Annotated in this window: 25 protein-coding genes; 11 read left to right on the top strand and 14 right to left on the bottom strand. The window is 40.6% G+C overall.

Going from position 1 to position 26,234, the window contains the following annotated elements; translation table 11 throughout:
* Window positions 1–44: 44 nt before the first annotated feature.
* From RYH73_RS01830 to RYH73_RS01805, 6 genes are all read right to left on the bottom strand, one after another.
* Complete coding sequence (locus RYH73_RS01830; protein WP_335311548.1) at window positions 45–653, bottom strand: YdeI/OmpD-associated family protein; 609 nt, start codon at window positions 651–653, stop codon at window positions 45–47.
* Window positions 654–693: 40 nt separating this feature from the next.
* Window positions 694–1,104 (bottom strand): DoxX family protein, encoded by a 411-nt coding sequence (locus RYH73_RS01825; protein WP_335311547.1) that lies wholly within the window; start codon window positions 1,102–1,104, stop codon window positions 694–696.
* Window positions 1,105–1,109: 5 nt separating this feature from the next.
* Complete coding sequence (locus tag RYH73_RS01820) at window positions 1,110–1,577, bottom strand: SRPBCC family protein (protein WP_335311546.1); 468 nt, start codon at window positions 1,575–1,577, stop codon at window positions 1,110–1,112.
* Window positions 1,578–1,582: 5 nt separating this feature from the next.
* Entirely contained in the window at window positions 1,583–1,906 is a 324-nt protein-coding gene (locus tag RYH73_RS01815; RefSeq protein WP_335311545.1) for an ArsR/SmtB family transcription factor, read from the bottom strand.
* Between the two features lie 256 nt (window positions 1,907–2,162).
* On the bottom strand, window positions 2,163–2,636 hold the full coding sequence (locus RYH73_RS01810; protein WP_335311544.1) for an NIPSNAP family protein: 474 nt from the start codon (window positions 2,634–2,636) through the stop codon (window positions 2,163–2,165).
* A 62-nt stretch (window positions 2,637–2,698) separates the two neighbouring features.
* A complete protein-coding gene (locus tag RYH73_RS01805; protein ID WP_335311543.1) occupies window positions 2,699–3,889 on the bottom strand; it encodes an MFS transporter in 1,191 nt (396 codons plus the stop codon).
* A gap of 346 nt (window positions 3,890–4,235) precedes the next feature.
* On the opposite strand from RYH73_RS01805, the gene RYH73_RS01800 reads away from it, so the two are divergent.
* The 5 genes from RYH73_RS01800 (at window position 4,236) to RYH73_RS01780 (ending at window position 8,744) form a co-directional block, all read left to right on the top strand.
* Window positions 4,236–4,976 (top strand): helix-turn-helix domain-containing protein, encoded by a 741-nt coding sequence (locus tag RYH73_RS01800; protein ID WP_335311542.1) that lies wholly within the window; start codon window positions 4,236–4,238, stop codon window positions 4,974–4,976.
* 73 nt (window positions 4,977–5,049) lie between these two features.
* Window positions 5,050–5,700, top strand: coding sequence for an HD domain-containing protein (locus tag RYH73_RS01795; protein WP_335311541.1), 651 nt, complete (start codon window positions 5,050–5,052; stop codon window positions 5,698–5,700).
* A gap of 477 nt (window positions 5,701–6,177) precedes the next feature.
* Window positions 6,178–6,555: a hypothetical protein gene (locus tag RYH73_RS01790; protein ID WP_335311540.1), complete on the top strand. Its 378-nt coding sequence runs from the start codon at window positions 6,178–6,180 to the stop codon at window positions 6,553–6,555.
* A 194-nt stretch (window positions 6,556–6,749) separates the two neighbouring features.
* Entirely contained in the window at window positions 6,750–7,553 is an 804-nt protein-coding gene (locus RYH73_RS01785; protein ID WP_335311539.1) for an HAEPLYID family protein, read from the top strand.
* Window positions 7,554–7,673: 120 nt separating this feature from the next.
* The gene (locus RYH73_RS01780) at window positions 7,674–8,744 is read left to right on the top strand and encodes an NAD(P)H-dependent flavin oxidoreductase (RefSeq protein ID WP_335311538.1); all 1,071 of its coding nucleotides are present in this window, start codon (window positions 7,674–7,676) and stop codon (window positions 8,742–8,744) included.
* Between the two features lie 73 nt (window positions 8,745–8,817).
* On the opposite strand, the gene RYH73_RS01775 is transcribed toward RYH73_RS01780, so the two are convergent.
* Together RYH73_RS01775 and RYH73_RS01770 are read right to left on the bottom strand one after the other, a co-directional pair.
* Entirely contained in the window at window positions 8,818–10,026 is a 1,209-nt protein-coding gene (locus RYH73_RS01775) for a serine hydrolase domain-containing protein (RefSeq protein ID WP_335311537.1), read from the bottom strand.
* A gap of 151 nt (window positions 10,027–10,177) precedes the next feature.
* On the bottom strand, window positions 10,178–10,681 hold the full coding sequence (locus RYH73_RS01770; RefSeq protein ID WP_335311536.1) for a DinB family protein: 504 nt from the start codon (window positions 10,679–10,681) through the stop codon (window positions 10,178–10,180).
* Window positions 10,682–10,962: 281 nt separating this feature from the next.
* On the opposite strand from RYH73_RS01770, the gene RYH73_RS01765 reads away from it, so the two are divergent.
* Genes RYH73_RS01765 through RYH73_RS01755 form a run of 3 tightly spaced genes read left to right on the top strand, consistent with a single transcriptional unit; the run spans window position 10,963 to window position 17,045 of the window.
* Entirely contained in the window at window positions 10,963–14,040 is a 3,078-nt protein-coding gene (locus RYH73_RS01765; RefSeq protein WP_335311535.1) for a SusC/RagA family TonB-linked outer membrane protein, read from the top strand.
* Between the two features lie 33 nt (window positions 14,041–14,073).
* On the top strand, window positions 14,074–15,579 hold the full coding sequence (locus RYH73_RS01760) for a RagB/SusD family nutrient uptake outer membrane protein (protein WP_335311534.1): 1,506 nt from the start codon (window positions 14,074–14,076) through the stop codon (window positions 15,577–15,579).
* Between the two features lie 50 nt (window positions 15,580–15,629).
* The gene (locus tag RYH73_RS01755) at window positions 15,630–17,045 is read left to right on the top strand and encodes an arylsulfatase (protein ID WP_335311533.1); all 1,416 of its coding nucleotides are present in this window, start codon (window positions 15,630–15,632) and stop codon (window positions 17,043–17,045) included.
* Window positions 17,046–17,143: 98 nt separating this feature from the next.
* Here the strand turns inward: RYH73_RS01755 and RYH73_RS01750 are convergent, their stop codons facing one another.
* The 4 genes from RYH73_RS01750 to RYH73_RS01735 form a co-directional block, all read right to left on the bottom strand.
* On the bottom strand, window positions 17,144–19,528 hold the full coding sequence (locus RYH73_RS01750; RefSeq protein ID WP_335311532.1) for an ABC transporter permease: 2,385 nt from the start codon (window positions 19,526–19,528) through the stop codon (window positions 17,144–17,146).
* Between the two features lie 254 nt (window positions 19,529–19,782).
* Window positions 19,783–20,481, bottom strand: a complete 699-nt coding sequence (locus RYH73_RS01745) for an alpha/beta fold hydrolase (RefSeq protein WP_335311531.1) — start codon at window positions 20,479–20,481, stop codon at window positions 19,783–19,785.
* Window positions 20,482–20,526: 45 nt separating this feature from the next.
* Window positions 20,527–21,135 (bottom strand): Crp/Fnr family transcriptional regulator, encoded by a 609-nt coding sequence (locus RYH73_RS01740; protein WP_335311530.1) that lies wholly within the window; start codon window positions 21,133–21,135, stop codon window positions 20,527–20,529.
* Between the two features lie 183 nt (window positions 21,136–21,318).
* Entirely contained in the window at window positions 21,319–21,843 is a 525-nt protein-coding gene (locus tag RYH73_RS01735) for a DUF2911 domain-containing protein (RefSeq protein WP_335311529.1), read from the bottom strand.
* A gap of 174 nt (window positions 21,844–22,017) precedes the next feature.
* Here RYH73_RS01735 and RYH73_RS01730 point away from each other — a divergent pair, with 174 nt between their 5' ends.
* The 3 genes from RYH73_RS01730 to RYH73_RS01720 are packed head-to-tail and all read left to right on the top strand — an operon-like array spanning window position 22,018 to window position 23,841.
* Window positions 22,018–22,989: an aldo/keto reductase gene (locus RYH73_RS01730; protein WP_335311528.1), complete on the top strand. Its 972-nt coding sequence runs from the start codon at window positions 22,018–22,020 to the stop codon at window positions 22,987–22,989.
* A gap of 40 nt (window positions 22,990–23,029) precedes the next feature.
* Complete coding sequence (locus RYH73_RS01725) at window positions 23,030–23,224, top strand: hypothetical protein (protein WP_335311527.1); 195 nt, start codon at window positions 23,030–23,032, stop codon at window positions 23,222–23,224.
* A gap of 20 nt (window positions 23,225–23,244) precedes the next feature.
* Complete coding sequence (locus RYH73_RS01720) at window positions 23,245–23,841, top strand: AraC family transcriptional regulator (protein WP_335311526.1); 597 nt, start codon at window positions 23,245–23,247, stop codon at window positions 23,839–23,841.
* Here RYH73_RS01720 and RYH73_RS01715 read toward each other — a convergent pair.
* Both RYH73_RS01715 and RYH73_RS01710 read right to left on the bottom strand, forming a co-directional pair.
* Window positions 23,838–24,953: a glycoside hydrolase family 88/105 protein gene (locus tag RYH73_RS01715; RefSeq protein ID WP_335311525.1), complete on the bottom strand. Its 1,116-nt coding sequence runs from the start codon at window positions 24,951–24,953 to the stop codon at window positions 23,838–23,840. The genes RYH73_RS01720 and RYH73_RS01715 overlap by 4 nt on opposite strands.
* 164 nt (window positions 24,954–25,117) lie before the next feature.
* Window positions 25,118–26,230, bottom strand: a complete 1,113-nt coding sequence (locus tag RYH73_RS01710) for a glycoside hydrolase family 88/105 protein (RefSeq protein WP_335311524.1) — start codon at window positions 26,228–26,230, stop codon at window positions 25,118–25,120.
* Window positions 26,231–26,234: the final 4 nt, after the last annotated feature.

Raw genomic sequence — 26,234 nt, 5'->3', positions numbered from 1 at the left:
GGTTAATTACAATCATTTTTACTGAAATCTTTCAAAAAATCCAATCAAAAATACGAATCATTTAATCCTTTTCCATTCAATATCAATGGCATATATTTTTCAATTCTTGCAATGCGTGTTTTATGTAGTTTGGGTTGAGAAAAATAAACGATATAGGCTCGTTGCCGCCCAGGCGTTAATGCTTCAAATGCAGCTTTTAGCGTGGGTATTTCAGCTAGTTTATCTTGAAATTCTTCGGGAATAGCAAAATCTTTAGTCTTCTTAAAATGTACTTTCAATCCAGCTTTTTCTATTTCAACCGCTTCATAAACATAAGCTTTTATTAGAAGTTCCATTTCCATTATTTGTTGAACATGGGTAAACCGGATTTGACGTGCTGCCTGTACATTCTCCGTTTGTTGGATTAAGATACGGTCGGTGTCATGCAATAACGCTCCTTTGAAAAATAGAAGCGCACAATATTCTTTGAAGCCATGGATTAAAACAATATTTTTTTGCTGGTTATAGGGAGGATTGGTTTGGAGCGTATAGCAGGGATTACCCCACTTTAGCTCTTCCGTCAATTGACAGTCAAGTATAATTCTTCGCAATTTCCGGAATTCGTTCTGCCACTTTTGTTCTTGATTGAAGAAGAAATCAACGTTAGGATTCATCGTTTTAATTTTTTTCCAGCACTTGTGCAGGGACTCGATTTTATTTATTGGTTAGTACTGAACTTAACTTTCTTTCAGGAGGCCTGAAATACCAAGATATTACCGTTAATATTAAAAGTAGTAAGGGAGGAAATATTTCTTTTATCGGATCGCCTACTGCAACGTGTGAAAATATAGCGCCTGACATAGCAAAGAAGAAACCCGCATAAGCCCATTCCTTTAATAAGGCAAATTTAGGAATAAGTACCGTTATCACACCCAACATTTTCCAAATACCAATGATTGTTAGTAAATAGACCGGATAGCCCAAATGTATAGTAACATCAACCTCCTCTTCCATTTTGATTAATTGTACGATCCCGGTTGAAAGCATCCCCAATGCAAGCCACAGTGTAGCAATCCAATAAATAATTTTGCCTGCCCTACCAGCGGGCTGATTTATCTGATTCATCTTGATTACTTTAAGGTGTTTACAATGTTCTGTAGGCGATTATGTGCCATATTGATGCCTTGAGCAAAGGGTAGCTGCAACATTTGATCGCGAAGTGCGACAGACCTAAATATTGTATGTATCGTAAGTTTGCTGGTGTTTTTAGTAGTCGGTTCGAAATTAAAAAACTCAAGCTGAACGTCGAAAGGGGTATTCTCCATTTCAAATGTTCTTGTGATTTTTTGATTTGGAATAAACTCATGGATTGTTCCATTGGCCCGAAATACAATATTTCCCTTTCCATCATGTGTTTCAAATTGCCAGCTACCATGTTTTTTTCCTTCCAGCTTTAGGACGGTTGTACCCATCCATTGTTCAACAATTTCAGGTTCGATATGGGCTTTAAAGAGTAATTCCAAAGGCAAATCAAAATCTCTTACAATCATTAACTCCTGTTTACCTTCTTCCGCGTGAACTTGCGTTTTTTGTTTCATAATTTTTATTGATTTAGTTTATAGTTTTTCATAATACTTTCCAATTTGTTGAAGCGATCGTCCCACAACTGTCTGAATTGCTCAATAAAATCTGCGATTTCCTTCATCTTTTGAGGATTTAAGTGATAATAAATCTCTCTACCATTCTGCTCCTGTGCAAGCAATTCGCAGGTGGTAAGTATCTGTAAGTGTTTGGATACGGTTGGCCTCGATGTATCGAAGTTCGAGGCTATGGCTCCCGCTGTCATCGATTGCGAGGCGAGTAATAATAGGATAGCTCTCCTTGTCGGATCCGCTATAGCTTGAAACACATCTCTTCGTAAATTCATTATGTAGTTATTTGGCTACAAATATATATGTAGTTATTTAGCTACGCAATTTTTTTAAAGGAAATTTTCAATCATCTTTTAACCGGCACCGCACGCGCGTTGCTGTACGTCATCATCAGCTCTTTTTCTCGAAGGGGTTCCGTTGTATATTTTCCGAAACGATATGAAAAAGTAAACATGCCAATACGACTATTCAAACCGAAACGTTCGGAAGTTATAACGAACCTAATTCGGAAGGAGAAGGTCCTTTCGGCATTTAGTGGTTGCCACGAACGAAGTGATTCGATAAACCGGAAGTGGGAAAATAGGGGACAGCATTCATTCTTATATCTTCAATTTCGCCAACCATAACACCTTGGGTTTTGCCCGTTTCCCGCTTAATGTTTTTCCACTCTTCATCTGCCATGAAGTTATTCCAAGAGGTCTCCATCGTTTGTGTATCAGGCCATTCTAATAAGTAGATGAATTTGGTTTTATCATCAGTTTTAGCTTCCCACATACCTAAAATATGAAAGTTATAAGACTTCATAATGCGAAGGGCATGATCGTTAAATCTTTTATGGAACGCATCTTTGTTATGGTCAAAAATTTCATAGATTCTTAACTGGTGGATCTTTTTGGAGCTTGTCTGCTCGGCTTGCTGGGCATAGCCCGTTGCAGTAGAAAGAATCAGCGCAAAAAAAAAATTAAAAATTTCATAAAAGAGCCTTTTGATAAATGAAAGATACAAATTTAAGCGGAGTATGCGTTAATGTTTTGTTTCGCGTTCTCGTAATCATAAAACAATTAAAATTAAGAAGATGGTGCGTCATTTGGTCTTCGGTCACCAAACACTAAAACAAGGGTAGCAATGCCGATCAGAAAAAAGCAGACAACCAGAGGAAATACCGTGTTAAGCAATAACTTGCTAATGAATGAGCCTAATGCTGCTCCAATAAAGAAAAACGAGGTTCCGTACAAGGCAGAGGCCATTCCGGCCATGTCTCCCATTGATTCCATTGCCAATGCACTGCTGTTTGGCTCAACGGCTAAGTTAAGGCCGATTAATAAAGCAACGGCAATAAAGAATAAAGATAATGGTGGAGGATCTCCCAAAATAAAAGTACTAAATAACAGTAGTGTTCCCACCACACCGTAAACAATCAGTAACCCTCGTATAGTTCGCCTCGCACCAAACTTGGACGAAAGGCGCGAATTGGTAAGTGCAGACAAAGCTGCAACAAGTCCAATGCTGGCGAAGACCCAAGCAAATAATTCAGGCTTTCCATATATTTTTCCTAAAATGTGTTCAGAACTGGAAACCCAGGAACTTAAACCCGTGAAAAGAAATGTGGTAATCAGGGTATACCTTAGAAAGATGCTGTTCCTCAGCATCAATTTTAGGGATTGAGTGATCGTCTCCCAATTCAACCTGTTTCGCCTTTCCGGAGGTAGTGATTCTTCCATTCGCAAAGACCAGACAAAGATGACCATCGCGAATAATGGAGGTGTTAAGAACACGGCCCGCCAAGACGAAAAGGATAAAATCGCCAAACCCAAAAAAGGAGCAAAAACGGGTGTAAACAAAAAGATCGTAAAAATCAGCGATAAGGTGCTGGCCATTTTATCACCAACAAATCTGTCGCGCACACCTGCAATGGCGGTCGTAAAAACAGCCGATGCGCCCATACCGGCCAAGAAGCGGGCAGCAAACATGATGTGTAGGCTAGGGGCGTAGGTTGCGGCAATGCCACCAACAATGTACAAAGGAAATCCGACTCTAAAAATAGCCAGTCTACCAAAGCGATCGGAAAGTGTACCGAAAACAAGTTGTGCAATCTGGCCCATGAAAAAAAATACGATTATTTGTGCCGTTGTATTTGATGCTGCAGGAAGATTAAAATGTGTCCTGATCTCACTAAATGCAGGCAGCATAATATCAATTCCCAATGCGGTAAGCATCATAGTACAAGCGGATAGTGCAATAAATTCAGCTGATTTCATTCGTAGGATTCCGGGCTAAGTGATGATATTGTTTTCATGTTATTTTCTTTTGTTTATGTACAAAACTATCGACTTTGATTAGTTCACAACGGGTGTAAATCTGACTTTGTTGCGGGGTAATTTGGACACTTTACCTTGCAGTATTACCTACCGCCTCTTTTTGTCATTGATTTCAAAACCAAGATATTCACTTTATTGCCATTTCCATTATCGTTAAATTTGTCTGCCGACAGTAATGCTATTCGGCAGTTGAAATTACGATGCTTACACCTAGCTGTTGTATATAAATATGTTTTCGATACAGAAAGTTTTACAAGATGATCTTAAAGGTCAGCCTATTACAAGGATGACTACGCATACTATATTCCTTTGTGAGAAAGGAGACGGTTTTATATTGATCGATGAACAGGCTGTGGACGTATTTAACAGGCAAGTTATCCTAATTCGTTGTGGGGAGGTTTGTTCTTTCGAAGGTGTTGAGTTATTTCAAGGTTATAAGTTGGTTTTTGATAATGATTTTTGGGAAAAATCACCCAAGAGTGCCAGCAATTGTAAATCTGTACTATTTGATCAATCAGCCATCAACCATTCATTACCAATCGATGGTGTCGTGCTGAAGGAGTTGATGTTCTTATTTGGTACACTATTGCTGGAGTATCAGAAGGAAAAATACATCAATAAAGAAGATGCATTGGCTGCGTTTCTCAAAATTATTATGATCAAAATTGCGAATATTAATCACAGCGATGCGGAACGATATAATGCCCTCGATAAGCAAAAATATGTTCAGTTTCTCGACCTTATTGATAAAAAAGGGATGGAGATCCATGATGTCGAGCGGTATGCCGCTATGTTGCTTCTGTCGCCGCGGCAGCTTTCTATTATTAGCAAGCGCTATTCAGGATATACAGCAAAGGTCTTAATCAATAATCATCGAATTACAGAGGCGAAACGTTTATTGCAATTTTCAAGTATGCCTATTAAGGAAATTGCTTATCAATTGAATTTCAGTACTGCGGATCATTTTAGTCATTTCTTTAAAAAATACATGAAACAATCACCACAACACTACCGGGAAGTTCTGTAGATTTTTACATGTTAATAGCAGATTCGGACATTCCCTTCGATGGGTTAACCGTCTATTTTTGACGTAAAAAAATATGTCAGTAAATAAGATTAAAATAGTTGCAGGAATCAATATTCCTGACAGTAGTATTGCTCAACAGGCTACAGAATTACTCCTTGATCATGGAACAGAATTTTTGTATAACCATTCTTTGCGGGTGTTTCTATTCTCATCGTTAAATGCGCAACGCAATAAGGTAAAGCATGATGGTGAATTATTGTATATCGCTTCTGTCTTTCATGATTTAGGATTAACAAAAAAATACAGCAGTACGAGCTTACGCTTTGAAGTCGATGGAGCTAATGCTGCCAGGGATTTCCTGAGAGGGCATGGCCTGCCCGAGGAAAAGTTAAGGTTAGTATGGGACGCCATTGCTTTACATACCACGATAGGTATTGCTGAACATAAAGAAGCGGAAGTAGCACTTATGTACTCAGGTGTAGGTTTAGATGTAATGGGTGTTGGGTACGAAGCTATTTCCGATGAACATAGAAGCGAAATTGTAACCCTATTTCCTCGTACCGATTTTAAAAAGAAAATTATACCCACTTTTTTTTCAGGCTTTGAACATAAAACGGAAACCACCTTTGGCAATATTAAGGCTGATGTTTGCGCGTTTATGATTCCGAATTTTCACCACAAAAACTTTTGTGATTGTATTTTGCATTCTCCTTGGTTGGAATAGAGTGGACGCTAGTTTTTTTATTGGTGTAAAAAATTTACTATAACTATAAGAAACAAGAAGTTGAATTTATTAAAAGTAACAATCATAACGATGTTCTTTTGTTGGCATCCGAATTGTTCAATATATTATACATCGAACATATACTAGAACAAGCTGAAGGCTCTTGATTCAATAGAGCCTTTATTCTTTTCCCCTCCCACTATCATCGGAAGTTAAAGCCAGTAAAGCTAGCTTTTCCTAATAACAAAAAACAATAGTTACTAAACAAGCACTGGTATCCTTTGTTTACTTCACAAATTAATGCTGTTTTTATGTGTTAGCTTTGTTAATTTGTGATGCAACAGCGAAAGCCAATGAAAGTTATTACAGTTTATTTCTCAAAAACAGGAAATATCCTGTGCTAATTTAGGTATTAATCCTCGTGTTACTTGTTGCATTATTTCTCACCTTTGTACTATTGAAAAACATAACATACCTATGGAAAAACATTATGGCGAGATTATCGAAATGGTAATTAGACGCAACGGTTACAGTATAAGCGAATTAAGTCGTATGATGAAAGTGAACAGAAGGTCAATATATAATTGGTTCGGGCAACCTCGAATTAAGCCGGAAATCATTTTCAAAATTGGTGTAACACTACGCCACGATTTTTCGCGGGAATTTTCTGAGCTTTTTAACACAGAGGATTTTCAAGTAGAGTTTGAGCGAAAAAAGGAATCATACCATGTTACACTTCAGAACGTAGAGGAAATCTCGTACTGGAAGGACAAGTATATTTCACTACTTGAAGAGTATAATACAGCATTAGCTCATCAATCACAAAAGTATGGAATAACAGCTGCAATGGCATAACAATCAAACCTAATAAATATGGGAGGCGGCTTCGGCCGCCTTTCTTTTTGAGCCATCAGTTTAGCGTTTTCTGCTAGATCGTTATCAAGCCTTTTGGACGATTCTAAAAACACGAGAAACCGCTTTGTTATCAGTATTCCAATTTCTTTCCAGTTTCGACCCCTAATCTTGCTGCGGAACAAAAGAAATATCGAATGAGAAAATGGATACTACTGATGTTGTTGCTCTCCATCCTAAAATGGAGTTTTGCACAAACAGATCAAAAGGAATTGCCTTTAAAGTTAAAACACGCAGAGCCGCTCTACATGGATTTGATACGTGATTTAGGGGCTCATAAAGGAGAAAAAGAGATTAACGTGGGGTTGAATTACGGAAGAGATCAGGCTTATAAGGAAATTGGCGGATTTGTGGAATATGAATTTGCGGTTGCCAATCGCTGGGGAATGGAATTGGAGGCTGATTTTTCCTTTTACAAAGCCAATCATTCGGATCAATTGGCTCAGATTCCACGCAATCGGGTCGAAGGACTTAAATGGGCAAATCAATATACTTTCCTGGTTTCCGACCGATGGCAGACTTCCATGGCATTCGCGTTTGTTCATGAATTTCGTTTTCATTCTTTTTATTCTATTCGACATCAACATCAGTTAATGAAGGGAACGGCGGAAAATCCCGTATTCATCGTTGCCAAGCGCTGGGGAAAACATTTTCACTCCCTCGTGTATACTGGACCTGAATGGGTATTTTCACCCGGGAAGGGGAATGATTATTTGGGATATCAACTGCATACCAGCATTCATTATGCATGGAATGGAGGACATTTCTTTGGAATTGAGTGTAATCAAGAAAAGGATATGATGGGATGGCATACGGTATTACATCCACAAATGAAACTGGCATTAGCTAGAAACGTAGCTATCGGTTTGATAACGGGGATGCCATTGGGGAATACAACGGAGAAAATCAGCTTGATGACACGCTTAGTAGTGGAGCTTTAGGAGGTAAAAAGCAAAAAAACCGACAATTTATTCCGATGAGAAAATACTTTTAAATATATTAGACCTAGCAATTAAATACCGGAAGGAATAAGTAAATGTGGAGCAGCAAAAATAAATACAATGTGGAATCGCACAAGAATCACCGCGTTATTTGGCGTTAAATATCCGATCTTACTCGGACCAATGGGAGGGGGTTTTTCAACACCTGAGTTGTTGGCGGCTGTTTCAAATGCAGGCGGTTTGGGTAGCTTTGGCGCTTATACCTTAACACCTCAGGAGATAAGGGAGACTGACAAAGCCATTCGTCAGTTGACGGATCAACCTTACAACTTTAATTTATGGGTATCCGATGTGGACGGACGACTGAAGAACTATCCTATGGAGGCATTGGAAAAAGTAAAGCAACGGTTCAAACCCTATTTTGACGAATTGAGTATTCCCATGCCAGCGTTATCCACTGATATCCCTTCTAAGTTCGAAAATCAAGTGGAGGTTATATTTGAAATCAAACCGGCCGTATTCAGTTTTATTTTCGGAGTTCCATCGCCCGAAATTCTTCGAGAATGTAGACGGTTGAATATTAAGACTGTGGGTGCAGCCACGACGCTTGATGAAGCACTTCTGCTGGAAGAAGCCGGTGTTGATGCCTTGGTAGCTGCTGGTTTTGAAGGGGGAGGGCATAGACCTTCTTTTCTTCGTCCGCCACAAGAATCATTTACCGGTTTGTTTGCACTTCTACAGCAACTGAAATCTCATATAAGGATTCCGATCATTGCTGCCGGTGGAATATCCGATGGCAAAGGGATTGCGGCAGCATGCTGTTTGGGCGCTGATGCCGTACAATTAGGTACTGCCTTTGTTGCTTGTGAAGAGTGTAATGCTAGCGATGCCCATCGCGCCAAGCTCTTTTCAAAAGAAGGCCGATATACCGTTGTCTCGAAATCACTTACTGGTAGAATGGGGCGGATGATTAAAAATCGGATCGCTGACGAAATTTCCCTGGATCATGACATTCTTCCGTTTCCATTACATACCAAATTGTTGATGCCCTTAAAGAAAGCTGCTTTGGAACAGGGGAGGACAGATTTGGTAAACTTCTGGTCTGGCCAGCATAAAGGTTTTGTTCATCGCAAGGCGGATGAATTAATGACTTCCTTAATTAAAGAAGCTTCCATGTTATTAAAGATCTAGTTAGCGTATCGAATATCCTTTGAATACTGCTTTCGTGAGTAAAAGATGTGAGTTGGATAAGATGATTTCCTTTTTATTTTTTAGGAATAGCTTCTAATACCTGTTTAACCAAGCCGTTCATCTCTTTGTTTTCAATCCAACGGGCTACAATGATCAAATCGTGTTCAGGATCACAATAAATCATATTCGTGCCATTACCAATATGTACCCAAGTAGAGGCTGGCGCAGAAGGGAGCAGTTTTTTATCGGTGTTTAAAAACCAGTTCATATACCCATAACCCCGATTCGCATTCGTTGGTATTAAAGCCTGTTTTATCCATTGCTCGCTGATGAGTTGTTGTCCATTCCAACTGCCATGGTGTAATGTTAACAACCCGAAACGTGCCATATCGTAGGCATTGATGAAAAGCCCTCCGCCCCAATGGCCACCTCCACTTACAACTTGTACTGGCTGTCCGTCAAGAACAATCCACGAATTCTGATAACCTGTCCATCGCCAAGTACCCGAAGCACCAATAGGGTCCATAATGTGCTCTTTTAGTACCAGTGGTAGCGACCGTCGCCAAACGATGGTCGCCGCCAATGCCAGTGCATTGACACGCACATCATTATATTTCCAAACGGAGCCGGGCACATTGCGTTCACGGATTTTCCATTGATCGATATCGCCTTCAGGCCTGTCCGCCCAATCATATTTATCCCAAAGCATACCTTCCCAATCACTTGTTTGCCTTAACATCACCTCCCAAGTTAATTTGCGATTATGTTTGGATTCAAAAGGGTATATTAGTTCAGGATAAGTCTTTCGTTCAGGTTGATAACGTTCTATTGGTGGTATTATTTTATAGATCGTATCAGCAGTATTGCGAATCAATCCGTGATCCACAGCCAGTCCAACTATAGTAGATAAAAAGCTCTTTGTTACACTATGGGTCATGTCGATACGGGAGGGCTCGCCCCATTGTGCTACGATATAACCTTTATAAATGATGAGCCCGGTGGCATTTCCACGATCCTTTATAGGTCCGATTGGGTCACTCATCGGTTCTTTTCCAAAGCTGTATAATTGCGCAAGTTCACCATCCTTAGGTGATTTTGTTTCATGAGTTACAGCGAAATCCAAGGCTTTTGAGAGCATTTTGCGATCGAGCCCCAACGCTTCGGCTTCTCGATGTTCCCAGGTCGAAGCAGGTGGAAAATAGGTGTTTAGTTTTTTATTTATTTGGCCATAAGTTGGCAATACAACAAGTAGCCAAAAGCTGAAGTAGAACCATGCTTTCATGTAGGAAATATAAGGGATTTCCGGCTAAAAAATAAAATAGGTATTTTGACACACGCACGAGTATGCAAAAAAGAAGCTACCTTACAAGAGATAACTTCTTTTGTTCTACTGTCAATAAATACTGACGTAGGTTGCATTACCTTGATGTCTATCAACGACCTGCCATTTCTTCGTAGGTTGGTCCATACAAACCAGGTACTTTATTACCTGTTGCACGAAGATAAACGATCAACTCGCCTCTGTGATGGTAGATATGATTAAAAAGGAAACCTCGTGCAACAATGCCGCGTGGCATTGGACCAAGCACGGTACGATCGCCCACCTTCATCGTCCATTGCTCTTGCAAACTTTCCTCGCTTATAGACTGTAGCGCTGCTCGTGCCATTTCAACATTCTTTTCAAAAAATTCAAGTGTCGCTTTGATATCAACCGCTTCTCCACGCTCAAGATGATCGGCCGCTAAATCATATACGTCTTGGGTAAGTGTACCTGCGTACCAGTGGTATATGGTAGCAATATGTTGTGCCAGCTCGCCCATAGTCCACGAAACGGTGGAAGGTTTGTAATTAATATCTCTTTCAGGCACAGCTTGTAATAGTTTTCGGGTATTGTTTACTTCGTGCTCAAACTCGGCAATAAGGGATTGTAGTATCATAATCGGTTGTTTTCACAAACTTATATAAATTGCATTTTTTTCACAAATGTTATTTTGTTTGTTAAGCCGACATATGCATTATTACATCGCATTTAAAATAAGGCCATAGATTGTTGATCATTGTTTAGGGCGTTGTGGCTGTGTATTAAAGAATAAACTACTAAAACTATATAGTTTGTGTATTATATATTTTATTCTAATTTTGCTGCAACTTTCTTCGGACGGTCTGACGCAGGAAAAAACCTGCATTTATTTTACTAAGAACTTAACCATATCGAAAAATGATTTTACTCATCAGGACAGGGCCGAAAAGCCTTATTCCCTTTTTGCTGCTACTCGCCAGTACCTACTATGGCCTTTATGCGCAGCAAACGAAACCACTCATTAATTCAACCTTAAAAGGAAATGTGCAAGATGCGCAGACAGGTGAAGCCATCGCTGGTGCTACACTCACGTTGGAAGGTACTACGCATCGAGCTACTTCTGATGGTAATGGGCGATTTAATTTCGTGACAGGCCAGCGATTTCCGTACACAGTAATAGTCAGCTATGTAGGCTACAAAACGCGCACGCTTATTGTGAACGAGAGCGAGATTGCAATTCAACTGGAACCCAATTTAAATGAACTAGAAGGTGTAGTAGTTGTTGGATATGGCACTCAAAAGAAAAGTACACTCACGGGAGCAGTTGCTACAGTCGATTCAAAATTTCTTTCAAACAGGCCTATTACCAACGCCACGCAAGCCCTGCAGGGAGCAAATGGGGTTTACGTTAATCAAAATAAAGGACGCCCGGGAGCAGAAGGCAACACCATTCGCATACGGGGTGTAGGTACGTTAAACAATAACAATCCGCTGGTGCTAGTGGATGGCATTGAATATCCTCTAAGTGAAGTGAACCCAAATGATATTGAAAGTGTCTCCATTTTGAAGGATGCCGCTTCGGCTGCAATCTATGGTAACCGTGCAGCGAATGGCGTCATTCTTGTGAAAACAAAAACCGGGCAAAAAGGCCAATTTCAAGTAGACTACAACGTTTATGCAGGCTCTCAGCGCGCAACTTTTAAGCCGAATGTCGTGTCGAACGCTGTGCAGTATATGGAAGGTAAAAACAGGGCGTTGGCTAACGAAGGGAAACCCGCAGAGTACGAGCAACAGCTTTTAGATGAGTATCGTGGTGGTACAGACCCCTTTATTTATCCTAATACCAATTGGTTTGATGTTATGTACCGAAATGCACCTATTCAGGAGCATAACTTGCGATTGTCGGGTGGTGGAGAAAAAACAAGTTTTTCGCTATCTTTTGGTTATTTGAACCAAGAGGGTGTATTACTTGCTACAGATGCTAAAAAATACACCTTAAATAGTAATGTACAGTCCGACCTGAGTTCTTGGTTAAAAATTGGTGCCAACGTTATGGGAACTTTTTGGAATGACAGAGAGAGCGCCTATACGGCTGATGAAGGAAATGGTGAAGGAGGTATTATGGGACTTCTGTACAGAGGCTTGCCTATGCAGGCGCCCTATGCGCAAGATGGCAGTTATGCTGATCAGTGGGTACGTGTACCTGGGCATAATTTTTTCCGAAATCCATTAGCACTATCCTACGAAGGCTTTCGAAGAAATCATCGCTATCGCACCTTGGCCAATGTATTTGCGGAGTTTAAGCTCCCATTAGGTCTTACTTATAAAATCACCGCGGCCGCTAATATCTTCTTTGGCAAGGAAAAATATGCATATCCACAAATCTCCTTAACTAACCCCAAGACGGGTGCGGTGACACCAATGGGAAATATACCAGCGCGAGGTGTGCAAGAGATCGCCAGAGACAGCGTAGCCCTAACAAACTTTCATACGGTGAATTTTGTACGCCAAATCGGTGACCATTCCGTTAATGCATTAGCTGGATTCAGTATTGAACGATTCGATGATGGTAATTTTGATGCATATAATCAGGGTTATCTGGGCAATGAACTGAATGAACTCGACGCTGGCAGCACCGCACCGGCGGTAGGCGGTAAGTCGTCGCAATCGCGGCTACAATCATACTTTGGTCGTATAAATTACAGTTTTCGCGATAAGTATATTTTTGAGGCCAATGTGCGGTATGACGGTTCGTCCCGATTTGCTAAAGACAAGCGATGGGGATTGTTTCCCTCATTCTCCGGTGCCTGGCGGCTGAATAAAGAACCCTTTTTATCAGAGGCTACCTGGATTGATAATTTCAAATTAAGAGCATCTTGGGGGCAATTGGGAAATCAGAACATCCCCCTATATAGCTATGTTAATGCCATTAGTTTAGGTAATAATTACAGTTTTAACAATAATGTGGTTCCTGGCACGGCCATCGTCCAAATCGCTGATCCCTCCATTTCTTGGGAAACGACAACGATGACGAACATTGGGCTTGATTTTGATGTTTTACAAGGAAAGCTGGCTCTTCAGCTTGATGTGTTTGACAAAACTACCAGCGAAATTTTAAGGCAGGTCAATGTACCGGCACAGGTTGGTAATCTAACCGGTCCGTTCCGAAATATCGGAAAAGTATCGAACAAAGGAATCGAGCTATCTTTAGCTTACCAGAATATTATTGGTGATTTCCGCTATCGATTAAGCGGTAATTTGGCTTATCTAAAAAATAAGGTGTTAGATGTAAAGGGTAATGTATATTACGATGGGGCTACTATTATTCGAGAAGGGGATCCAATAAGTGCCTTTTACGGTTTGCAATCTGCCGGAATCTTTCAGAATGAAGCAGAAATTGAACAACATGCGTTTCAGGCTGCCAATACGAGACCAGGCGATATCCGTTATGTCGATCAAAACGGAGATGGTATTGTCGATAATAACGACCGAATAGTTATTGGAAGTAGTGTCCCTAAATATACTTACGGATTTACATTAAGCGGATCTTATAAAAACGTTGATCTTGACTTGTTTTTTCAGGGAGTAGCTGATGTAGATACTTATGCCAATGGTAACTTGGCCTTCCCTTATAGAAATGGAGCAGGAGTGACAACAGAATGGTTAACAGATTCATGGACACCCGAAAACCCAGGGGCTCGATTGCCTATTCTTACAACATCTTCTGGATATCCACAGAATTTTCTAACCTCTGATTTCTGGATAAAAGATGCCAGTTATTTACGATTAAAAAATATTCAACTTGCCTATAGCCTTCCAAACGCTTGGCTAGAACACCTCCATATTCGACGATTTAAAGTTTTTGTGAACGCACAAAATTACTTAACCTTCACAAATTTCAAATTAGGTGATCCCGAGCGTAATTTAACGCGGGCAAATATGATCGACTATCCGAACTATAAATCCATAACAGCAGGAATTAATTTAACGCTTTAATGTTGTTCGGGCAATAAATAAAATTATATAAAAATGAAATTACTTTGCAAATATCTGCTACTAGGCAACTTGCTTTTGTTCGGTAGTTGTTCTTCTTTTCTCGATGTTGAGCCTACTGATCGTTATACCGATGATAATTATTGGGAAACGGAAGAACGCATTGTGGCCAGCCTTAATGGTGTATATGCTTCCTTATTGCATACTGGTTTATACGGAGGTACAACGCCTCTTTATTTTGAGAATCTTTCTCCCAATACCTATCGCTATCAAGGTGATTATAATTTAGTGGCCCAAGGGCAGCACAACGCGAATACAACGCTATTTTATACGGTGTGGCAAGGTGCTTATCAAGGAATTGGACGTGCTAACAACCTATTGGCCAATATTGATAAAGTCGATATGGATGAAAGTAGACGGAAGCGTTATATCGCAGAGGCAAAATTTTTGAGGGCGGTATTTTACTTTCCATTATGGAATCTATTCGGCGGTGCACCGCTTATTTTGGAGGCAACCAATGATGCTACTCAGTCCAATTTACCTCGAAATACGGCCGATGAAATCTATACCCAACTTCTGCAGGACCTTAATGATGCGATCCCTGATTTACCGACCAGCTACGGAGCCAACGAAAAAGGCAGAGCCACTAACGGTGCGGCAAAGGCATTCAAAACCCGTGTGTTGCTCTATGCGAATCGGTGGCAAGAAGCAGCAGAAACCGCCAAGGAAATAATTGATGCGAACAACTATCGATTGTTTCCAGACTATCGTGGGTTGTTTTATTTAGAAAACGAAGGAAATGAAGAGGTGATTTTCGATGTGCAGTTTAAGTTTCCTGAATTTACACATGGATTCGATATTAATTTGGATCAATACAATAATGTTGGACCATTACCTGATTTGGTAAATGCTTATTACGATAAAGAAGGAAAAAGTATCGATCAATCAACAATTTACAATCCTGCTAAACCCTACGAAAACCGAGATCCTCGGTTGCAGGCTACCGTAATTGTAAAAGGAAGCTTGTTTAAAGGGGCCGTTGTGACGGAAGGGCAATATCCACGAACAGGTTATGGACAGAAGAAATATACGGTGTTCAAGGATGACATACCTGCAGCTACAATCCCAGATGGCCAATCTGAATTAAATTATATTTTACTTCGTTATGCAGATGTTCTATTGATGTATGCGGAAGCTCATAATGAGGCTTTTGGTCCCGATCCCTCTGCTTATGATGCACTACAGCAGGTAAGAAATCGTGTGGGGATGCCACCTGTGCCTACTAACCTGTCACAGGATGAATTGCGAAAAGAGATAAGACATGAGCGGCGCATCGAGTTAGCTGGCGAGGGACTCTATTATTACGATGTAAGACGATGGGGGATTGCACATGACGTACTTAATGGCGATATTTACAACGATAAGGGGCAACGTATCGATACAAGGCGGTTTGATGCACAACGAGATGGGCTTTGGCCAATTCCCGCGATCGCCATCCAAGAGAATACCGCATTAGTGCAGAATCCCGGGTATGGCAATTAGGGGGCACTATGGTAACCAAATATATTATATAACTAAATAATGATTAACGAATGAGGAAATTTTTTTTATTACCATTTTTACTGATACTTTTTTTGGCATTTGATACCGTAGCCCAAGAGAAGAAACCGAACATCATTTTCATCCTAGCCGATGATCTTGGTTATGGCGATGTGGGCTTCAACGGCCAGAAACTAATTAATACCCCCCATTTAGATCGTCTGGCGAGAGAGGGTATGCGCTTCAATCAATTTTATGCGGGAACCGCCGTGTGTGCTCCTTCTAGATCATCGCTGATGAGTGGGCAACATACGGGCCACACCTTTATCCGTGGTAATCTAGGTGTGGAACCAGAAGGACAGTATCCCATTCCCGATTCAGTGGAGACACTCGCTGAGGTGTTAAAACAGGCGGGTTATCAAACCGGCGCCTTTGGGAAGTGGGGCTTGGGGCCGGTAGGTTCCGAGGGAGATCCGAACAAGCAGGGCTTTGATCGTTTTTACGGCTATAACTGTCAATCCCTAGCACATCGTTATTATCCTACCCATTTATGGGACAACGGGGAGAAAGTGGTGTTGAAAGAAAATGGTAATTTGGAGTATAACAAGCAATATGCACCTGATTTAATACAAACGCAAGCCCTTGGTTTTATCGAAACTCATAAGGATCAACCCTTTTTTCTTTTTTTACCATATATATTACCGCATGCGGAACTGTTGGTGCCTGATGACAGCATCTTTCAATACTATAAAGGAAAATTTGAGGAAAAGCCTTTCAAAGGTTTTGATTACGGGCAAGGCGCAAAATCCGGCGGTTATGCTTCTCAGCAATATCCGCATGCCACATTTGCAGCAATGGTTGCGCGTCTGGATTTATATGTCGGACAGATTGAGGAGAAACTACGTCAATTAGGACTAGACGAAAATACCCTCATCATTTTTACCAGTGATAATGGTCCACATAAAGAAGGAGGAGCCGATCCCGTTTTCTTTCAAAGCTCAGGAGGATTTCGCGGGATAAAACGGGACCTATATGAAGGTGGGATACGGGTGCCATTTGTAGCCAAATGGCCAAAGGCAATCCGGGCGGGCGAAGAAAGTGAATTTACTGGTACCTTTTGGGATATCTTTCCAACATTTGCGGAACTGGCAGGAGCGAAGACCTCCGAATCAATCGATGGTATATCATTCGTAAATACGCTGTTAGGCAGGGGGGGACAGAAGAAACATCAATACCTGTATTGGGAGTTTCACGAACAGGGCAGTAAACAGGCGGTACGTTATGGCAAATGGAAAGGCGTAAGGTTAAATGTAAAAGAAAACGAGCGCGCACCCATTGAATTGTATGACTTAACGGTGGATAAAGAAGAAAAGGATGATTTAGCTGCTCGCCATCCTGAGGTCGTGAAAGAAATAGCAACTTTCATGCAGCAAGCACATTTGGATAGCCCAATCTTTCCGTGGGAGTAGGAGATGTTTGCTTACCGTGCTTATTCAACATGATGTTCCATTTTGGAACATCATGTTTTAAATATTCAGTAATCCAAATGTTTGATAGTTGTACTTTTTTACTCCTCCCGAAGGGACTTTATCGGATTAGCGACGGCTGCTTTAATGGCTTGGGAACTTACTGTTAGTAAAGCAATTGTGATTGCAAGTACACCGGTTAAAACAAATACCCACCACTCAATGCCGATACGATACGAATAGCTTTCAAGCCATGAATCCATCGCAAACCAAGCGATGGGTGAAGCAATGACAAAAGAAATTATTACCAGCTTTAGAAAGTCTAACGATAAGAGTTGTGTTACACTCCATACGGAAGCCCCTAAAACTTTTCGAATACCAATTTCTTTTGTGCGACTTTCAGACATATAAGCTGACAGGCCGAATAAACCCAAACAAGAGATCAGAATGGTCAGGCAGGCAAATAAACCCGCTAGTTTACCTGTCCGTTCTGCATTTTGAAATTTCTGTGCATAGTCCTCATCTGCAAAAATATAGCGGAATGGATATTGGGGATTGTAGGCTTTCAATATTTTTTCCATTCCCGCCAAATTATGTGTTGTTGTATTGATGGGATTTAGCTTGATATGAACAATGTTTCGTGAATAACCTTTGGGGCCAAATACCATCAAAGGACTCATGTTTTGCTGAAAAGGAGATTCGATAATAAAATCTTTAACAACACCAACGACATGAAATACCAAGTCGCCCCCTCGTTGATGTATTTGTGTTCCAATTGGGTTGGTTAACCGCATTGCTTTTACCGCTGTTTCATTTAAAACGATAGCCATGCTATCAGTTGGGTATTGGTATACATCAATATCGCGACCTTGAGTGATGTTTATGTTAAAGGTTTTGGCAAAATCTGCATCCGAACCCAAACGCAAAAAGTCAATTTTTTCATCTGTTTTCGTGCTGCCGTCCCAATAGAACCCCCAACTATCACTCCACCGCTGCGTAATGGGGTTCGCTGATAACGTGACGGACGTCGCTAATTGTTTATTTAGTAGTTCATTTTTAATGGCTGTATAGTGTTTTCCAATATTACCTTCCGTAAAGATAAATACGACATTATCTTTTGCATAACCTGTATCACGTTTCAATCCATATTGAACTTGGTGATAAACAATAATCGTCGCAATAATAAGAACAATAGCAATAGTAAACTGTATGGTAACAAGTATCTTCCGTGGCGTTACCAGCGCATTTGTTTTCTTAAAAGTGCCTTTTAAAACACTTACCGGCCTAAATGAAGATAAGTAAAATGCCGGATAACTTCCTGCCATGATGCCGGTGAGCAGTATAAAGCCGAGGGCACACAACCAAAAAAGTAGATTACCATACGGAATAAATAGTGTTTTATTGACCAATTGATTGAAGGGGCCGAGGCTCAATTGTACCATGAGTATTGCGATTAAAAACGAAAAAATACTCAGTAAAGTACTTTCAATTAAGAACTGTAAGATCAGCATTTCTTTTCTTACACCCGCAACCTTTCGAATACCCACTTCCTTCGCACGTCGCTCACTGCGCGCTGTACTCATATTCATGAAATTAATACAGGCAATCAGTAATATGAATATAGCAAGGACAATAAATAACCTTACCGTCACCATATTTCCTGCGACTAACTTGGCATTTTCCGATTTCCCATATAAATAGTAGCGACTTAAAGACTGTGTAAACACCTCTGTTGTAGAAGCATCTTCAGATCCTTTGGTATGATCTATAGTGATTGTTCTTACTTTGTCGTCAAAGACCTGCCTACTTGCTCCGGTTTTCAACAGTGCATAGGTTCTTGTCGAATTATTGCCCCAATAGGTGTCATTTTCACCGAGCTGATCCAAATAATCCCAAGGCAATAGGTAATCGAATTCAAGCAGGGTGTTATTGGGTAGATCCTTCATAATACCAGTTACCGTTGCATTATGACTACTATCTATTCTAATAATCTTGCCCATAGCATTCTCGTTTCCAAATAGTGTTTTGGCAAATTTCTCCGTCAGAACAATACTGTGTCCATCAGACAAAGCTTTCCGTGCATTGCCATGTAACAGTGGAAAAGTGAATATATTAAAGAAACTACTATCGGTGAACGCTCCCTGCACATTTAGTTTTTTTTCACCTACCGTTAGAAGGAAGTTAATGTTGGTGAAGCGCGTTGCATCTTCTATCTCGGGGTAATCCGTTTTCAACGTCGGTGCAAGTATTTTTGGTGTGTTATTCCAAGCCCACCGGTTACCATCAGGGTTTATATCTCGATTGTACATTACATAGATGCGATCCTCCTTCTCATGGAAACGTTCCATACTCAATTCATTTTGTACCCAAAGCATAATGAGTATCACGGCAGCCATTCCTATCGATAAACCGGAGATGTTTATCAGCGAGTAGGCCTTACTCTTCAGAAAATCGCGCAATAGCATTTTCAGATAATTTTTTATCATAATTCTTCATTTGGTATCTTCCTGTAAAAGATGCAAAGTGTATGCAACACCTAATCAATTGATTACAAGAGGTGTTTTGCCTTCCCATAACTAGAGCAGTGTATCAATTAATCGGCCAATATGAAAAAGATACAAGGAGATCAAATAAACGCATTTGATCCCTATAAATACGTTTGAAAACGAACACTTACTGTTCGAATTCGTTCACATCCCGTTTTTTGTAGAAGAGGAGAAAAAAGTCAGATGAGCTAATTTCAATTGAAGAAAAACTGATCAAGCGCATTGTTGAAATCATTTGATTTTTCCATCATTGGCGCATGCCCACATTCAGGTAAATATACAAGTTGAGCATTTGGGAGCATATCCCTAAAATCTTCTGCAACAGTTGGGGGTGTAATTCGATCATCCTTACCCCAAATCAAAAGAACAGGCATCGCTATTTTTGGTAGTAAATTGCTCACATAGTTGCGTTGGGTAATTTTTGCCGTTTTGATGATCTGCAAGCATCTTTTATTGTCCGATAAAATTTCGAATACCTCGTCCACCAATTCTCTTGTTGCCCATTTGGGATCATAAAAAGTATAAGCTACCCGTTCTCGAATATAAGAATAGTCATGTCGACGTGGATAACTCCCGATCGTGTAGTTTTCATAGAGTCCCGAACTACCTGTTAGCACTAATTTTTCTACTTTATCGGCATTCTGATAGGCATATAAAATGGCAATGTGACCTCCCAGTGAATTTCCGATCAAGATGATTCGTTTTAGATTCTTTGCGTTAATGTATTCTTCCAGGTAGTTAACGAGGTGGTCCAATATATTTTCCTCGTGTGTATTGTAAATAGGCAGTATGGGAACATGAACATTAAACTTCTTTTCGTAATAAGGGATTACATTTTCCCAGTTACTTAAACCACCAAATAATCCGTGCAATAAAATTAGGTTTTGTTTCATCTTTATTTACAAAGATCGTTGTCTGACAATCGCGACGCTGTGATTTTAGTCACGAAAATGCTGCGATCTACTGAGCAAATTTAATCTTGCTCTGCTCAGTGCTTCTCTACTTACGTAGAGATATTTGGCAATATTGGTGAGCGAAATTTTTTTAATAATGGCAGGTCGGTTTTCCAATAGAAACTTGTAACGCTTTAATGGACTTTTTAGGGACAAAATATATTGGTGTTCGAGATCTTGTTCAGCGATTTCTTGATAAATTTGAAGATTGACATTGGAAATACTCATATGCAGATTATACAAGGGTTGTACTTCCCTAATATTTATTCTTCTTATCATCGAATCTTCCAGGGCAGTAATGGCGATCGCTGAGGGGGCCATTTGATAGTAACTTTCGCAGTTTGCCAAAAAATCATCAGCAAAACCAAACCGTAAAATCTTCTCATTGCCTTCGTCATCAAAAATTGTGAATGCAAACTTTCCCGAAATTACAAAGGCCGCATATCGGGCAATCTTACCGTACTGCAAAAAGCTTTCGCCTTTTTTGATGGCTTTTACCTTTGTCATGCTGTCGAGTAATTTCCATTCTTCCTCTGTCACAATCGAATATTTCGCTCGCAAACGATGGTACCAGTCGTGATGATTGGGTTTCATATATAAAATCCTGTTTTATATTGTAAAGCCGTATATACTCCGCTATGTAAAAAAAAATACGGCTGCGTTGTATGTACAAATATAAATGCCCCCTTTTTTAAGAAACGTGATTGTGGTCACGAAAAGTGTGTATCGGTTTGATCACGAGCGAAAAAAGGGGATTCGCGAAAATTATTTGGCCCGTTATTTTATATTTATAGGTATCCGTACTTTTTCCCAGACCAATGCGATGCCCTGCTCATTAACCTCATAGGTCAAATTTTCCATCATCGGATTGCTGATCGGTTGGACCGATATCGTTAGTACATCTTGTGAACGATCCAAATTGGCTTCACCATTTTGTTTGATCCCCGATTGTCCAGTCTGCGAATTGAAGATCATAGTCCACGATGTTTTTCCGGGGATGGCAAAAAGACTATAACGACCTGCGGGAAGATTTTTTCCGTCTATGGTTAGATCCTTATCTGTTTCAAAGACTGTAGCTGCGTTAGCGCCTGCCCGCCAGATTTTATCATAAGGTACTAGCGCTCCCCAAATGGTTCTACCCTTAACACTTGGACTGCTGTAATCGATGGATATAGTTGCCTGCCCAATTTTACCGACAGCACTTTTATGAGGGCTTTTGCCGCAAGAAGCAAAACTAGTCATTAACAGGACGAAAAAGATAGTCGTTATCCTTGGATAACGGATATGCGTAATTGGTTTCATGAGAAGATTTATTAATCCGTGTCTTACGAATATAAGATAAATTTAAAAAAGAACGCTTAATAGTACAGTTACAGATTAAACTGAGCTATATAGGCAACAAAATTGAGCCATAGGAAAAAGCTTGGTGGGGATGGGAACGTTGATCTTTGTTATGTAAATCAATAGAACAGAACAATGACAACAATAAAGAAAATAGCCTTAGGCAAAAATGGACCACTTGTTTCCAAACTCGGATTAGGTTGTATGCGTATGTCGTCCGTTTGGGGAGGCGAGATGAAGGATGAAAAAGAAAGTATTATTACCATCCAGCAAGCCCTGGATAGTGGCATTAACTTTGTAAATACAGGAGATTTCTACGGAAGTGGGCATAACGAGCTTTTGGTAGGAAAGGCCGTTAAAGGACGTCGCGAAGATGCCTTTATAAGTGTTAAGTTCGGTGCCATTTTTTATGGCGGGCAGTGGATTGGATTAGATTTACGCCCCATCGCGATCAAAAATTTCATCAATTATTCATTAGTTAGGTTAGGAGTCGAGACGATCGACCTCTATCAACCCTGTAGAATGGATAACAGTGTTCCGATAGAAGATGTGATTGGAACCATTGCCGACTTAATTCAAGAAGGGAAGGTACGTTATTTAGGTGTTTCAGAAATAACAGCCGATCAGCTACGGAAAGCGAATAGTGTGTATCCGGTAACTGCCTTGGAGATCGGTTATTCGCTGGCCGATCGCCAAATAGAACATGATTTACTTCCTGTGGCAAAAGAGCTAGGTGTAGGCGTGGTGGCATTTGCGAATACAGCTGAAGGTTTGCTCACAGGCGAAATGAAAGCACCGCTCCCTGCTGACGACTATCATCTTCATTTCGCTCGGTTTCAAGGAGAGAACTTAATTAAGAATCTAGAAAAAGTTGAACTGTTAAAGCAAATGGCAGCAGAAAAAGGATATACACCTACACAGTTGGCAATTGCATGGGTCAACACACAAGGTGATCATATTATGCCCTTGGTAAGTATGAGTAGGAGATCACGATTATCCGAAAATATCGAGGCTATGGAGATTCATTTCACAGCCGCGGAGGAAAATATACTCAATATGCATTTTTCATCAGGGGCGATACTTGGAGGAACCTATCTACAGCGATAAGTACTTGCAATAAGCCAAGCTTGTTTTATATCTTTATGTCATGACAAATCCAACTGAAATAATCCCAAGAGTAATCTTTTTTTCCTATCTGACAAGCCTAAAAAAGGAAAAGGGGGCCGTTCTGGGCCATAACACATTAGTATTACAGGTTTCAGGCCATTTTACGTTGGAAACCGCCAGTCAAAAGATCTCCATGAACCGTGGTCAGATGCTGCTAATGCAAAAAATCAATTAGGGGAAATTACCAAGACACCCTTGGAGGGGGAGGGCTATCAAACCATTGTTATAAGTCTTAGGGAAGACTTGCTTCGGCAGATTGCGCTTGAGGAACAGATTGAGATCGCGGAAAAATACACGGGACCTCCTAATCTACTGATTCCTGAAGATGATTTTTTACGAGCTTTTTTTCAATCCATCATACCCTATACTCGTTATCCAGAAGAAAAAATAATCAATACCTTGGGCCGATTGAAAGTAAAAGAGGCTGTATATTTGCTTCTTAATGCCATGCCCCATCTCCAGGGATTTCTATTCGATTTTTCCGAACCCTATAAGATTGATCTGGAAAAATTCATGCAGTGCAATTTTCATTACAATGTTCCGATAGCGAAATTTGCGCGACTTACCGGGAGAAGTCTTGCCGGGTTCAAGCGTGATTTTCAAAAAATATTTGGCATGCCGCCACGTCATTGGTTACAAGAAAGGAGATTGACAGAGGCTCGACGTCTTTTAGAAAAAAAGAAGAAGAAACCATCTGCCATTTATCTCGATCTCGGATTTGAAAGTCTCTCACATTTCTCCCATGCTTTTAAGAAAAAATTTGGGAGAGCACCTTCCGCGTACTTGATTTAGTTAGTACTTTTTTCCAACAAGGCAAAAGTACACCAAAGATAAGGTGCTTGTCCGTGATAGTCTCCCACATGACGGGGACGATCATAATAATACTGCTTATCGTTCTTTTTATTCGTTCCGACGCAAACTTCCGTTACATCACCTTTCTCATTGATATAAGATACGAGGGCCATCCAAGCTTTTCGAGCCGCAGGGCCATATGTTTTCGCATCCAACCATCCATGTTTAACGCCCGTAATAAATGCATAAGTAAACATTGCTGATCCTGAAGTCTCCGCCCAACAGTCTTTCTCATCAATTAATTGATTCCACATCCCACTTGCCATTTGATAATCCTTTAAGCTTTTCATCATGGTGTGGTAGCCTTGTAGAATACGAGGTCGATCCTTATGGTCTGTGGGTAAGCAGCGTAATAATTCCGTCATACCCGCGGCCATCCATCCATTGCCGCGCCCCCAATAAAAAGGAACATCAGGTGCATGATAGAAAAGACCATTCGGACGCTGCAATTCATTCAAATAAAGGACCATTTCTTTGGCAGCTCGATCAAGATATTTCAAATCTCCAGTAACCCTGTAAGCCTGTGTTTGTACGATTGTAATCATATACATGTCGTCAATCCATAGCCGTGTTTGCCAAGAATAGCCTTTTTCTGCCCACTCCTTTTGATCCGGCTTTGCCTCATCAGGAACTTCCCATTGCGTGTCTGCGTAAGGCATACCTAATGCATTGTATCTTTCCTCCTTCGTTATTTGAAACAGTGTTAGCGGTAAACTTCCGAACATATTCAGGTCCACATGATTCTTGATGGGAAGTAGTTCCTTTTCACTTGAGAATAGAGGTTCAAACCGATTTTGTAAACGCTTAATAAGTTCATTATCCTTTGTCATCGATGCAAATTGGAGAGCACCATTCCAATTAAAGGTTTCTGGATAGCTGATCCATTTCCCGCCATGAAGCATGTGCTTTCCTTCCAAAAATCGGTACGCTAAGCGCTTACCTACCTCTTCGGGTGTATATCCTTTTGGGAAGTCGATGAGAAGATTTTTTTGGGCAAACGAAAATTGAAAAGCGCATATCGTTAATGTCAATAAAAACAGCTTTTTACGCATAATAATTAATTTTTATATTTAAATAGTAGAATTTTTATTTTTCATCCTTACAAGCCGGTAAGCGGTATCCTGTATTCAACTCAGTTTACTTTTGCATGTTACCACAACACACAATATATCGTTGCTGGCCATACTGCCTTTCTGGAGCTAATTCGCCACTCGAACTATTCTCCCAAAAGTTCGGTCGCACACCAAAGGTAAGGCGCTTGTCCGTGAAGATCCCCCGCATTTCGCGGACGGTCATAATAATACTGCTTGTCATTCTTCTTACCCGTACCAACACAAACCTCGGTTACATTGTTGCGTTGGTCAATGTAGGGAACCATCGTCAGCCATGCCTTGCGTGCCGCAGGGGCGTAGCTTGTCGCATCCAGCCATCCTTCCTTCACACCAACAATAAAGGCGTAAGCAAACATTCCCGTTCCAGATGTTTCCGGCCAAAAATCCGGTTCATCAATGAGCTGGTTCCACATACCCTGTTCCCCCTGATAACTTTTCAAACTCTTCATCATCGCCAAATAGCCTTCCATAATACGCGATCGATCTGGATGGTCTGCGGGTAGTAAACGCAGCAGGTTAGGCATTCCAACGGCCATCCATCCGGCACCTCTTGCCCAATAATAAGGAACGTCAGGAGCATGGTAGAAAAGGCCATTAGGACGCTGCAACTCATTTAAGTAAAGGACCATTTCCTTTGCCGCTCGATCCAAGTATTTGCGATCGCCGGTCACTTTATACGCTTCACTTTGTACAACCGTAATCATGTACATATCATCAATCCACAGACGCGTCTGCCACGAATACCCTTTGTCTGCCCATGCATTTTCTTCTGCTTTGGCATTTGTCGGCACATCCCATTGTGTATCGGCATAGGCCAATCCTAAGGTCTTATAACGTTCTTCTTTTGTTATTTGATAAAGCTTGAGTGCGAGACTGCCAAACATATTATAATCCACATGGTTCATGGGGGGCAGTAATACTTTTTCAGTCGTAAAAAAGGGTTCAAATTTCTCCTGCAGGAGCTTAATAAGCTTCTGGTCATTAGTTTTTACAGCATAGTCCAAAGCGCCATTCCAGGTACATACCTCTGCATAATGGATAAATCGCCCTGCATAAAGGTCATGCCTACCGTCTATAAAATGATAGGCTAAACGTTTTCCAACCTCTTGAGGTGTATCCCCCTTTGGAAAGTCAGTCAACAATTTTTCCTGGGCAAATAAAGTTTGAAAAGAACTTATTGTTAATAACAATAAAAATGATTTTTTAAAATACTTCATTTAA

It is taken from the genome of Olivibacter sp. CPCC 100613 (assembly GCF_036959255.1).
Lineage (GTDB): Bacteria > Bacteroidota > Bacteroidia > Sphingobacteriales > Sphingobacteriaceae > Olivibacter.
Note: the sequence above shows the minus strand (reverse complement) of the source record. Positions and strands in the feature narration are given on the sequence as shown.

Bases quoted from the DNA above. Each gene is read 5' to 3' on its own strand.
- RYH73_RS01830 (WP_335311548.1), bottom strand. From the start codon at position 653: ATGAATCCTAACGTTGATTTCTTCTTCAATCAAGAACAAAAGTGGCAG.
- RYH73_RS01825 (WP_335311547.1), bottom strand. From the start codon at position 1,104: ATGAATCAGATAAATCAGCCCGCTGGTAGGGCAGGCAAAATTATTTAT.
- RYH73_RS01820 (WP_335311546.1), bottom strand. From the start codon at position 1,577: ATGAAACAAAAAACGCAAGTTCACGCGGAAGAAGGTAAACAGGAGTTA.
- RYH73_RS01815 (WP_335311545.1), bottom strand. From the start codon at position 1,906: ATGAATTTACGAAGAGATGTGTTTCAAGCTATAGCGGATCCGACAAGG.
- RYH73_RS01805 (WP_335311543.1), bottom strand. From the start codon at position 3,889: ATGAAATCAGCTGAATTTATTGCACTATCCGCTTGTACTATGATGCTT.
- RYH73_RS01800 (WP_335311542.1), top strand. From the start codon at position 4,236: ATGACTACGCATACTATATTCCTTTGTGAGAAAGGAGACGGTTTTATA.
- RYH73_RS01795 (WP_335311541.1), top strand. From the start codon at position 5,050: ATGTCAGTAAATAAGATTAAAATAGTTGCAGGAATCAATATTCCTGAC.
- RYH73_RS01790 (WP_335311540.1), top strand. From the start codon at position 6,178: ATGGAAAAACATTATGGCGAGATTATCGAAATGGTAATTAGACGCAAC.
- RYH73_RS01785 (WP_335311539.1), top strand. From the start codon at position 6,750: ATGAGAAAATGGATACTACTGATGTTGTTGCTCTCCATCCTAAAATGG.
- RYH73_RS01780 (WP_335311538.1), top strand. From the start codon at position 7,674: ATGTGGAATCGCACAAGAATCACCGCGTTATTTGGCGTTAAATATCCG.
- RYH73_RS01775 (WP_335311537.1), bottom strand. From the start codon at position 10,026: ATGAAAGCATGGTTCTACTTCAGCTTTTGGCTACTTGTTGTATTGCCA.
- RYH73_RS01770 (WP_335311536.1), bottom strand. From the start codon at position 10,681: ATGATACTACAATCCCTTATTGCCGAGTTTGAGCACGAAGTAAACAAT.
- RYH73_RS01765 (WP_335311535.1), top strand. From the start codon at position 10,963: ATGATTTTACTCATCAGGACAGGGCCGAAAAGCCTTATTCCCTTTTTG.
- RYH73_RS01760 (WP_335311534.1), top strand. From the start codon at position 14,074: ATGAAATTACTTTGCAAATATCTGCTACTAGGCAACTTGCTTTTGTTC.
- RYH73_RS01755 (WP_335311533.1), top strand. From the start codon at position 15,630: ATGAGGAAATTTTTTTTATTACCATTTTTACTGATACTTTTTTTGGCA.
- RYH73_RS01750 (WP_335311532.1), bottom strand. From the start codon at position 19,528: ATGATAAAAAATTATCTGAAAATGCTATTGCGCGATTTTCTGAAGAGT.
- RYH73_RS01745 (WP_335311531.1), bottom strand. From the start codon at position 20,481: ATGAAACAAAACCTAATTTTATTGCACGGATTATTTGGTGGTTTAAGT.
- RYH73_RS01740 (WP_335311530.1), bottom strand. From the start codon at position 21,135: ATGAAACCCAATCATCACGACTGGTACCATCGTTTGCGAGCGAAATAT.
- RYH73_RS01735 (WP_335311529.1), bottom strand. From the start codon at position 21,843: ATGAAACCAATTACGCATATCCGTTATCCAAGGATAACGACTATCTTT.
- RYH73_RS01730 (WP_335311528.1), top strand. From the start codon at position 22,018: ATGACAACAATAAAGAAAATAGCCTTAGGCAAAAATGGACCACTTGTT.
- RYH73_RS01725 (WP_335311527.1), top strand. From the start codon at position 23,030: ATGACAAATCCAACTGAAATAATCCCAAGAGTAATCTTTTTTTCCTAT.
- RYH73_RS01715 (WP_335311525.1), bottom strand. From the start codon at position 24,953: ATGCGTAAAAAGCTGTTTTTATTGACATTAACGATATGCGCTTTTCAA.
- RYH73_RS01710 (WP_335311524.1), bottom strand. From the start codon at position 26,230: ATGAAGTATTTTAAAAAATCATTTTTATTGTTATTAACAATAAGTTCT.